Annotated in this window: 8 protein-coding genes; 7 read left to right on the plus strand and 1 reads right to left on the minus strand. The window is 46.4% G+C overall.

All coding sequences use genetic code 11. The features are described 5' to 3' along the window. The first annotated feature begins 96 nt into the window (after positions 1-96). Together ACUUJN_RS12325 and ACUUJN_RS12330 are read left to right on the plus strand one after the other, a co-directional pair. A complete protein-coding gene (locus tag ACUUJN_RS12325; RefSeq protein WP_071558772.1) occupies positions 97-831 on the plus strand; it encodes a thioesterase II family protein in 735 nt (244 codons plus the stop codon). A gap of 19 nt (positions 832-850) precedes the next feature. Continuing rightward, positions 851-1,705 carry a sugar phosphate isomerase/epimerase family protein gene (locus ACUUJN_RS12330; RefSeq protein ID WP_484669676.1) on the plus strand — a complete coding sequence of 285 codons (855 nt, stop codon included), beginning with the start codon at positions 851-853 and terminating at the stop codon, positions 1,703-1,705. Positions 1,706-1,797: 92 nt separating this feature from the next. On the opposite strand, the gene ACUUJN_RS12335 is transcribed toward ACUUJN_RS12330, so the two are convergent. Continuing rightward, entirely contained in the window at positions 1,798-2,166 is a 369-nt protein-coding gene (locus ACUUJN_RS12335) for a DUF423 domain-containing protein (RefSeq protein WP_013310289.1), read from the minus strand. Between the two features lie 316 nt (positions 2,167-2,482). Between ACUUJN_RS12335 and ACUUJN_RS12340 the strand changes: the two genes are divergently transcribed. From ACUUJN_RS12340 to ACUUJN_RS12360, 5 genes are all read left to right on the plus strand, one after another. After that, positions 2,483-5,431 (plus strand): glycoside hydrolase family 48 protein, encoded by a 2,949-nt coding sequence (locus ACUUJN_RS12340; RefSeq protein WP_484669749.1) that lies wholly within the window; start codon positions 2,483-2,485, stop codon positions 5,429-5,431. 134 nt (positions 5,432-5,565) lie between these two features. Beyond that, a complete protein-coding gene (locus ACUUJN_RS12345) occupies positions 5,566-6,069 on the plus strand; it encodes a ferritin (RefSeq protein ID WP_013310291.1) in 504 nt (167 codons plus the stop codon). A 289-nt stretch (positions 6,070-6,358) separates the two neighbouring features. Further along, positions 6,359-6,907 (plus strand): GNAT family N-acetyltransferase, encoded by a 549-nt coding sequence (locus ACUUJN_RS12350; RefSeq protein ID WP_023988541.1) that lies wholly within the window; start codon positions 6,359-6,361, stop codon positions 6,905-6,907. Between the two features lie 57 nt (positions 6,908-6,964). Continuing rightward, entirely contained in the window at positions 6,965-8,083 is a 1,119-nt protein-coding gene (locus tag ACUUJN_RS12355; protein ID WP_484669677.1) for an LLM class flavin-dependent oxidoreductase, read from the plus strand. A 216-nt stretch (positions 8,084-8,299) separates the two neighbouring features. Continuing rightward, complete coding sequence (locus ACUUJN_RS12360) at positions 8,300-10,327, plus strand: S9 family peptidase (RefSeq protein ID WP_484669678.1); 2,028 nt, start codon at positions 8,300-8,302, stop codon at positions 10,325-10,327. Positions 10,328-10,868 lie beyond the last annotated feature (541 nt).

A 10,868-nucleotide genomic window follows, 5' to 3' on the forward strand; every position in this document is an offset into this window, starting at 1 on the left:
ATCTTCTGGAATTTGCAAAATATTTGAAATGGGTAAATATACCTTTTTATGCTAAAATGAAAAAGTTAGAACTTAGCAAGGCAGGAGGTTGCAAGAATGGCACCTATCACATTATTTTTCATCCCGTATGCAGGCGGATCGGCGTCGGTCAGCTTCAAATGGAAAAAGTTGCTGCTTCCGCAGATTAAGCTTGTTCCACTGGAATTAGCGGGCAGAGGTATTCGTTCTGGGGAACCGCTAAAGGAAAGCATTGAGGAGATGAGCGAGGATCTGTTGCACAAGATCAGCGAAGAGATAGCCCCTGGCGATCCTTATGCCATATACGGCCACAGTATGGGGACGATGATCTCATTCGAGCTGTACTACAAGCTGGTGGACGGTGGATATGGCAAGCCTGCTCATCTGTTCGTTTCGGGTGGACGGGCACCGCATGTCCCAAGAAATTCCCCGTGGTTACACGATCTGCCCGCAGATCAGTTCAGGACGCATTTGCAGCGGTACGGTCAGCTTTCGGAAGCGATTTTTGACAATCGGGAATTATACGACTATTTTATGCCGGTGTTAAGAGCGGATTTCAAAGCTGTCGAGTTGTATAGGTACATGGCTAAAGCCGCACCTTTACATTGTCCTATCACCGCTTTGACGGGAATGACCGATAACACGGTGACCTTACAAGATGCGGAGGCATGGGCACACCATACGGATCAGCAATTTCGTATGTTTACCTTTGAGGGAGGACACTTTTTTATTCATGATGAAGTGGAACGGATTACGCACATCATCAATGAGACCTTGGAGCAGAGTACGGTAACAAGTAGCATACAACAATAAAAATAAGAGGTGATTTTTAGTGACAGTAGGTGTATTGGCACATTTGTTTGGCAAGTTGCCTTATCGTGAATTGGCTGCAAAGGTAGGCGCAGCGGGCTTTACTCATGTTCAGCTGGCTCCGTGGAGAGCGATCAGTGATGTGGATTTTAATAAACCGGGTAAGTTCAATCCGGGATTGGCACTGTCTATCGCAGAAGAATTTCGTAAGCATGGTGTATCCATATCGGTGCTCGGGTGCTATTTACATTTTTTTATACAGGATGAGGAATTGCTGCGTGAAAATGTAGAGCGCTTCAAAGAGCTGATCCGATATGCGGGTCTGTTAGGAGCACCAATGGTTGCAGCCGAAGTCGGACGTAATGAGGATGGTACCGCCTATACGGAACGTGACTGGAGAGTTGTAAGGGAAGTAGTGCGTGAATTAGCAGATGAAGCGGAGAAGTGGGGCGTATTCGTAGGATTGGAAGCTGCAAACGATCACTTGGTCGGAACTGCCGTAGAGTTGGCTGCCTTTCTGGAGGAAGTACCTTCTTCACACATCGGTGTTGTGATTGATCCGGGTAATCTGCTGAAAACGGAAAATCTGGCGCAGCAGGATGAGATCATCCGCGAAGCTTTCCAACTGCTGGGCCCTCGGATTATCGCAGCGCATGCCAAAGACCGGCGGTTGTCATCGTCAGGTGAAATTGAGACGGTGCCGCCAGGTTATGGTGACATGAACTATGCCCTCTACATGGAACTGCTGGAGCAGTACAAGCCGGGGGTTCATATTATTATGGAAGCTGCTCAGGAGCATGAGATGGCAGAATCGAGACGTTATATCGAAGGTCATCGGATAGCCGCTCAGAAGGCGCAACAAGTGCAGACGAAATAATGTATTCTTTCATATACTCAGGAATGCTATGTCAATAATTCGAGAGACTTGGAAGCGCCTCCTTTTCCAAGTCTCTGTTCCTTTATCCTTGTTTAACCTTGCACAACCGCCACGATCACAATGACCCAGCTTGCCAAAAAAGCCAACCCGCCAATGGGGGTGATTGCCCCAAGCTTTTTCACACCAGATATACTAAGGGCATACAGACTGCCGGAGAACAGGAGAATACCCACCAGCATAACCCAGCCTGCGGTAACGATGAGAGAAGAATGGACAAGGCTGTCAGCAAGAACTCCAAGCAGCAGCAAACCCAGTCCGTGAGCGATTTGATATTGAATTCCTGTCTGGAATATGCTCATCATGTCTACGGAAAGTCTCTTTTTCAATGCGTGTGCGCCGAACGCTCCCAGAGCTACGGCTAAAAACATCACGATACAACCAAGCAATAGCAAAATTTTCATGTTTTAACGCCTCCCTGTGAAATAGTACCGATTCCAATCGATTTCGTCAATTTTCCTTGTGAATCTCTAAACTTATAGAATTTTTCGACTCTCATTTGGCGCCTAGTGTGGTATATTTTTTCCAGGGCCAATGCGAAGCATTTGGAGCAATAGACAGCGTGTCCTCCACCTTTTTTATGGGAAAGTGAGGTGATGATGCTGTCTTTTTGTGCTGTCGTTTTTCGAAATAAAATCTTGTGTAAAGCCAAAATTGATAATGGAGAGGATGAATGCAAAAGTGATCAGCAGAAAATCAGTGTTCAGGAAATCTGTCTCTATGGTCATGTCAGCCATTTTGGTACTTCCGTTAACCTTGGGCTTATTTCAGGCAGGACCCGACCGTGCATCAGCCGCAACACCGGAATCGACACGCTTTTTACAATTGTATAAACAGCTGAAGGATCCGGCTAGCGGATACTTTTCAAAAGAAGGCATCCCTTATCATTCCGTTGAAACGCTTATGAGCGAGGCTCCAGATTACGGACACTTAACGACTTCGGAAGCGTACAGCTACTGGATGTGGCTGGAAGTGCTGTATGGTCATTATACCGGGGATTGGGGGCATTTGGAATCCGCATGGGACAACATGGAGAAATATATCATTCCTGTTAATGAAGGCGACGGTAAGGAAGAGCAGCCGACAATGAGTAACTACAACCCGAACAGCCCCGCCACCTATGCCGCAGAATACTCACAGCCGGATCAATACCCAAGCCGTCTGAGTGGACAGTATGGTGGTGGCAAGGATCCACTGGACTCTGAGCTGAAGGCAACCTATGGCAACAACCAGACTTATCTGATGCACTGGTTGTTGGACGTGGATAATTGGTACGGCTTCGGAAATCTTCTGAATCCGTCGCATACAGCAGCCTATGTAAACACCTTCCAGCGCGGGGAACAGGAATCGGTCTGGGAGGCTGTACCACACCCATCGCAAGACAATCAAAAGTTTGGCAAGCCTAATGAAGGCTTTATGAGCTTGTTTACCAAGGAAAATAATGCCCCTGCACAGCAATGGCGTTACACGAATGCCACCGATGCAGATGCACGGGCAGTTCAAGCAATGTACTGGGCTAAGGAATTAGGATATGACAACTCCGTATATTTGGATAAAGCTAAAAAGATGGGAGACTTTTTGCGTTACGGCATGTACGATAAATACTTCCAGAAAACCGGAAGCGCTTCCAACGGAAGTCCAATTGCTGGTACGGGCAAGGATGCCAGTCTTTATCTGATGGCATGGTATACAGCCTGGGGCGGCGGACTTGGCCAAAGCGGCAACTGGGCTTGGCGTATTGGTGCCAGCCATGCACATCAGGGCTATCAAAATGTCGTCGCAGCGTATGCGTTGTCCGATCAAGATGGTGGATTAATACCGAATTCACCAACGGCGGGACAGGACTGGGCGACCTCGCTGAAGCGCCAATTGGAGTTTTATACTTGGCTGCAATCCGATGAGGGGGCTATTGCAGGTGGAGCGACGAATAGCTGGGATGGTGCCTACAAGGCTTATCCATCTGGCACAAGTACCTTTTATGGCATGGCTTATACAGGGGCTCCTGTATATAACGATCCACCGTCGAACAACTGGTTCGGGATGCAGGCTTGGCCTGTCGAGCGGGTTGCCGAGCTGTACTACATTTTAGCCAAGAAAGGGGATACTTCGTCCGAGCAGTTTAAAATGGCTAAACAAGTGACGGAAAACTGGATAGCGTGGTCCAAGAGCTATGTATTTGCCAACGAACGGCCTGTGACTGATGCACAGGGATACTATTTGGACGCTCAAGGCAAGCGTATTCTGGGTGGCAAGAATCCGAAAGTGGCTACTACAGTGGCTAAAGGTGAGTTCTGGCTACCGAGCAATCTGGAATGGAGCGGAAAGCCTGAAACCTGGAGCGGATTTGCCATTCATAAAGGGAATACCAATCTCCATGTGGTAACAAAGAATCCGGGGCAGGATGCCGGAGTGCTGGGCAGCTATGTTAAAGCACTTACTTTCTTTGCTGCTGGAACGAAAGCTGAAAAAGGAGACTATTCCGAGTTAGGCAAGGAAGCTAAGGATCTGTCTAAAGCTTTGCTTGATGCTGCATGGGGTTATAACGATGGTATAGGCATTACAACGAAGGAAGCGCGCGAGGATTATTATCGTTATTTTACCAAAGAAGTGTATATCCCGAGCGGCTGGAGTGGTAAGACTGGGCAAGGCAACACGATCCCTGGCACCGACGCTACATCGTCTGATCCGTCTAAAGGTGGTAATGGTACGTATTCCAGCTACAGCGATATCCGCCCTAATATCACCAAAGATCCGCAATGGTCCTATCTTAAAGATAAATACACGACTTCTTGGAACAAGCAGACCAAAAAATGGGATAAAGGCGCTCCAGAATTTACGTATCACCGTTTCTGGTCCCAAGTTGATATGGCAACGGCTTATGCCGAGTATGACCGTCTCATTAACGGTAGTGGACCAACCGAGCCTACAGCTCCCAAAGCTCCGGCAAATGTGAAGGCAAACGCGGGGGATGCTCAGGTTACACTGACCTGGAGCAAAGCGACGGGTGCCGATAGCTATACAGTCAAGCGCTCGACAACCAGTGGTGGCCCTTATACCACAGTAGCAACGGTAACAGACAGCACTTACAAGGATACAGGAGTGGTGAATGAAACCACTTATTATTATGTGGCAAGTGCAACAAATTCTTTAGGAACCAGCCCGGATTCTGCCGAGGTCAGTGCCAAGCCTACGGCAGCACCCATTCCAGCAACGGGAGATGTGATTGCCCAATACCGCGTGGGCGACACAAACCCGGGAGATAATCAAATTCGGCCACTGTTCCGTATTGTAAACAAAGGTAAAGAAGCAGTTGATCTGAAAAATGTCAAGCTGCGATACTACTACACCGTAGATGGCGACAAGTCACAGGAATTCCATTGTGACTATGCACAGTTGGGCAGTAGTAACGTTCAGGGACGTTTTGTGAAACTGGATAAGGCCGTTACAGGCGCAGATTATTATCTGGAAATCTCCTTTGGAGCTGGTGCGGGAAGTCTGGCAGCAGGGGAAAACACAGGGGACATTCAGATTCGCATGAACAAGACGGACTGGAGCAACTATAACGAAAGTGATGATTTTTCCTATGATCCAACCAAGACATCTTATACGGATTGGGGCAAAGCACCATTGTATATAAATGACAAACGTGTCTGGGGTCTGGAGCCTTGATTGTAAACTAATTGTAGAGATTACGGGCGGAATGTGAGATCATTTAATTCACTTCCGTCCGTTTTTTTGTGATCGGATTCGTGGTACACTATGATCGTTACATTATTACATACATGACCGAGGTGACCTGAGACATGAATGACAATTTGGCACAGGCTCTGAATGAGCAAATGAACTTTGAATTTTACTCCGCTCACGTATATCTGGCGATGGCTGCTTATTGCTCCAGTGAAAGTCTGGATGGGTTTGCAAACTTCTTCCTGGTACAAGCTGAGGAGGAACGGTTTCATGCCATGAAACTGTATAAATACATTAATGACCGTAGAGGACGCGCCACATTGGCTGCATTGCCGGAGCCAAAAAACAGCTACGATTCCATGCTGGACGTATTTGAGCATGGTTACAAGCATGAGCAGCAAAACACGCAAAAATTTTATCATCTGGCTGACTTGGCCCTCGATGGACGCGAGCATGCAACGATCCATTTCCTGAAATGGTTTATTGATGAGCAAGTCGAAGAGGAAGCTCTGTTCGACAGTGTTATCCAGAAGCTTAAGCGCATTGAAAGAGACAGCAACGCCTTTTATATGCTGGACAGCGAGTTTGCCAAACGCAGCTTTACTGCCCCTGCGGAGTAATACAGCATACATGGTTTGTTTTGAATGCCGGAGATAAGACCAGCATTTTATTCGTCTAGAAAGTAGAGGAGCCCGATTTTCGGGCTTTTTTGCGTTGACTTTAATTAACGAATTCCCATCTTTCGAGGGGCTATTGTTATTTTAAATGGAGTTATAGAAAAAATTAATTTGTCGCTGGATGGTGAGCATGCTACAGTTATGTTAACTTTTATATCTCATTAAGTAGATAGGATTAATTATTTTGGTGATTCACGAGCATTATAATAATACTATAGGAAGGCGGGTTAGTATGAGTGAAATCTATCGTCTGGCACTCCAAGAGGATGCAGAAAGATTGCAGTATGTGACGTATGAGGCGTATGAAACAATTCGGCAGTTGGAGCTTCGATGGCCTGCCGCTCAGGCAGATGTTGCTCTCATTCAAGAAAACATTAAAAATAATGATTGCTATGTGCTGGAAGTAGACGGTGTCATTCAGGCTACCGTTAGCCATCTCAAAAATAGAGCCCTTAATTTTATAACCGATCTACCGTTTGTGATGTGGTTTGCTGTAGACCCGGCTGCCCAGGGCAAAGGATATGGGAAAAAACTGCTGAATTGGGTAGAGCAAACGATTATTCGTGACAAGGTCGGTGCTCCTGCTGTGACACTGGCGACTGCGGAAAAGCATCCCTATTTGCTATCCATGTATGAGCGTTGGGGGTATGAACGTATCCATGCTTTTGACCATGGAACAGGGGACGGGACGATGCATTTACTGCGTAAAGTGGTGAATCCTGAATTATTCTCCACCTACATTCGTGAAAAAAATGAAGCCGAGACAGCTAACCGAAATTAGACGCGATCATAGGGAACGGAAGAAGCCGATTCGTTCGCAGAAAGGGGGCAGGAGCGAATGAAGTTTGTATTGTTCAGCCTAATGGCTAATCTGCCTAATGCGATTACCGGAGAAGCCTGGAGTTCGCAGCAAAAATTCCAAAATGTAATTAAGCAGGCTGTGCTCGCAGAGGAGCTTGGTTTTGATGCGTATGGTGTGGGGGAGCGGCATGGTGCGCCTTTTTTGTCGTCTTCACCTCCACTCGTTCTGACCGCTATAGCAGCGAGAACTGAACGGATTCGTCTGCTGACGATGGTAACGGTGCTTAGTATACTTGACCCAGTACGCGTAGCTGAGGATTATGCGACATTGGATCATTTATCGGGCGGAAGATTAGAACTGATTATCGGAAAAGGCAATGATCCACGCCATTATCCGTTGTTTGGAATTACGGAGGAAGAGCAGTGGGAATCGTTAGCAGAACGCTATCGTCTGCTCAAACGGCTATGGAGCGAGGAAGAGGTTACGTGGAAGGGCAACTATCGGCCCCCGCTGTATCAGGTCACGACACAGCCACGCCCATATCAACAGCAAATTCCGATATGGCATGGAAGTGCCTCCAGTACATTATCGACGGAGCTGGCTGCACAATATGGAGAGCCGTTATTTTCCTCAAATTCTTTCCATCCTCAGGCCAAGTATAAAGGCTTAATTGATCATTACCGTGAACGGCTCGCTTATTACGGTCATGATCCTGCTCAAGCCGTAATTGGTGCCGGAGCCGGGAGCTTGTATCTGGCGGATACAGACGAGGAAGCGATCAGACGCTATCGCCCGTATTATGATGCTTACCACTCGACGACGGCGGCTCAACATAATCAATCCCCGTTTACAAATTTGGAGGACAATATCCGCAACGGTCCAGTTCTGATTGGTTCTGCGGACAGCGTTCTTGAAAAAATACGGAACTATTATACTGCGTTCGGCCATCAGGTACTCAGCATAAGCGTGGATGGGCTGGGAGAGCAGGAGCAGCTTGAACAGCTGCATCGGTTTGCCGAGGATATCATTCCTGTGCTGCGGCGAGAGATTCCCAGCACTATTTGGCAGCAGGTGCCGAACCTACACAAAGAAAATGGATCACTGGCTGCTATTCCTAATGGGGCTCCCTCCATTTCTCCTATTTTCCAATTGTGATTGATGAATAACGTTACCCTCTCTCATGAAAGCAACCGAAGTAGCGGTGTTTTCGGGTCGATAGCGACTGAGAGAGGGTCTTTTTAGTTTTAGACAAATTGACAGAGATAAATAAAAAGAGTAACGTAATTGTATATTCATTTAAATCACATAAAATTAATCGGATTAATTAAAATTTAAAGATGTGGAATCTAATGATATAAAGGAGGAATTTTTTTGAGCGACTCACAATCTAGTACGACCAAGCGCTGTATAACAGCCGAGGATTTATATCGACTTCACTGGGTTAGCGATCCAGCTATTCATCCTATTAGTGGTGAAATCGCTTACGTAGAACAGTATATTAATAAAGAGTGGACAGATTATAACTCAGGAATTTGGCTATTATCGTCCGAAGGCGCTAGCGCATTACCCTTTACATACGGACCGAAAGATGAAACGCCTGTCTGGTCACCAGATGGATCACAACTAGCTTTTCTCCGTACAACAGACGGCAAGCGCCAGGTGTGGATTATTCCAGAACGCGGAGGGGAGGCACGACAGCTTACACACGTAGAGAACAATGTTCGTTCATTAGCCTGGTCTCCTGATGGGACTTGCATATCGTTTGTAGCTAAAACGGCCGAGAACCCGTCAAGCCCTACATCCGATGGAGGAACTCAGGAGGCACAACTTAAGGGACGAGTTGTTAATCGAACGAAAGCTAAATCCGACGGATATGGACTGTGGGATGATACTCGTGATCACTTGTATGTAACTGATGTGACTTCGGGGCACACAGTTCAACTGACTTCCGGCGCTTATGATGTGGCGGAGCCTGTGTGGTCACCGGATGGTCAACGTATTTTATTCGTCGCCAGAATAGCAGAGCATTCGAAAGAGGATACGGATTTACGTAAGCAGAATGATTTGTTTACGATAGCCCCTGCGATTTCAAATGGTGATGCAGCAGCACCGCTTAAGCTGACCCATTCTAAACTGCACATCGAGAGTGCCGCTTATTCTCCCGACGGTTCAACGATTGCCTTTTACGGTCATGATCGACATGCCAAAGACGCTACTCAGACCCGACTGTACACGGTTCCTTCCAGTGGGGGGACGGCAGTATGCGTTAGTGAGACGCTTGACGCTCACCTCCGTAATGCGGGTATGAGCGACATGCGTTCACATCTTCATGTAGGACCACCACGCTTCAGTGCGGACGGTCAATCTCTGTATACGCTGGTTACCCATGAAGGAAATGTGCACGTATATCAGTTTGCGCTTGATAGGACTTTTAAAATTTTAACCCAAGGAGAGCGGGAAATTTACCAATTCGAGCTTACTTCGGATGAGCAGCATATCATTGCCGCCTCCACCGATGTAGCTTTACCAGGTGATTTATTCCAGATTGCGATTCATTCAGGAACTGAGGAACGGCTGACACGAGTGAATGATTCTCTGCTTGATGAGATTGAGATCAGTGTGCCTGAGAGCTTCTGGACTGAGGTTGAGGATGGACGACGGGTGCAGGGATGGGTGATGAAGCCTGCTGGGTTTAAGGAGGGGGTATCCTATCCTGCTATTTTGGAGATTCACGGTGGTCCTCATGCCATGTATTCCAATTCTTTTTTTCATGAATTTCAGTTGCTGGCCGCTCAGGGGTATACAGTCATCTACACGAATCCGGGAGGAAGCCGAGGGTATGGACAGTCTTTCACCAATGTCGTCCTTGGAGATTACGGCGGACGCGATTACACCGATCTGCTGAGCGCAGTGGACGAGGCTATACGTCAATTTCCATTCATTCATCCGGAAAGGCTGGGTGTAACAGGAGGCAGCTATGGTGGCTTTATGACAAACTGGATTGTCGGCCATACCGATCGTTTCCGCGCAGCTGTGACCCAGCGCTCCATATCTAACTGGCTGTCCATGTATGGAGTGAGTGACATAGGGTACTCGTTTACTGAAGATGAAGTCGGCGGGAATCCGTGGGAGGATTGCGAGCTTTTGTGGAGGCAATCTCCGCTGGCTTATGTGCAGCAAATCAACACACCGCTGCTCATATTACACGGGGAGCAGGATCTGCGATGTCCTATAGAGCAGGGAGAGCAGCTGTTTACAGCATTACGTCGCTTGGGGAAACCTACGCAATTTGTCCGTTTTCCAGCTTCAAGTCACGAGCTTTCACGAAAAGGGCACCCGCAGCTTCGCGTGGAACGACTGCAACGTATTACCAATTGGTTTGCCCAACACGAATTATAAGTAAATCGATTTCTTGCACTTACGACACAGAAATTTTTACAAAAATTCATTAAAAAATTACAAACAATGCCTGATTTTTAGACAAAAAAGGGCATTGTTTGTGTGTATAATATATTTATACATTATAATGTCATACTTTAATTTATTTTGTGATTATAATAACATAAAAAATCACATATCACATTTTTTTTCTTATTAAAGGAATTTAAAAAAAATATTGACATTTTTCTAGTCCATATTTATTATATAAATAAAATATTTCACATTTAATTCTTACTTATGTAATAACATTTTGTATGACCTCAGCACTTTCACATCACATTCATCTATGATGCTGAATTTTGGGTTCCAAGCCTGAAATTCCAGCATACTCCAAGGTTTTTACACTTCCAAGTCTACTCACACATCATACTTTTAATCTCAATTACACCACGAATGGAAACTCCATAACCAATTCAAATTTACAATATATATTTCTAATTTTTGGAAATCTATATTGTTGCTTTTTGCCACATCTATGTGGAGAGGAAAGGGGGGTGGT

This window comes from Paenibacillus sp. LRG-1, from assembly GCF_057220305.1.

Excerpts from the sequence above, each read along its gene's own strand:
- ACUUJN_RS12325 (WP_071558772.1), top strand. The coding sequence starts at position 97 with ATGGCACCTATCACATTATTTTTCATCCCGTATGCAGGCGGATCGGCG.
- ACUUJN_RS12335 (WP_013310289.1), bottom strand. The coding sequence starts at position 2,166 with ATGAAAATTTTGCTATTGCTTGGTTGTATCGTGATGTTTTTAGCCGTA.
- ACUUJN_RS12340 (WP_484669749.1), top strand. The coding sequence starts at position 2,483 with ATGGTCATGTCAGCCATTTTGGTACTTCCGTTAACCTTGGGCTTATTT.
- ACUUJN_RS12345 (WP_013310291.1), top strand. The coding sequence starts at position 5,566 with ATGAATGACAATTTGGCACAGGCTCTGAATGAGCAAATGAACTTTGAA.
- ACUUJN_RS12350 (WP_023988541.1), top strand. The coding sequence starts at position 6,359 with ATGAGTGAAATCTATCGTCTGGCACTCCAAGAGGATGCAGAAAGATTG.
- ACUUJN_RS12355 (WP_484669677.1), top strand. The coding sequence starts at position 6,965 with ATGAAGTTTGTATTGTTCAGCCTAATGGCTAATCTGCCTAATGCGATT.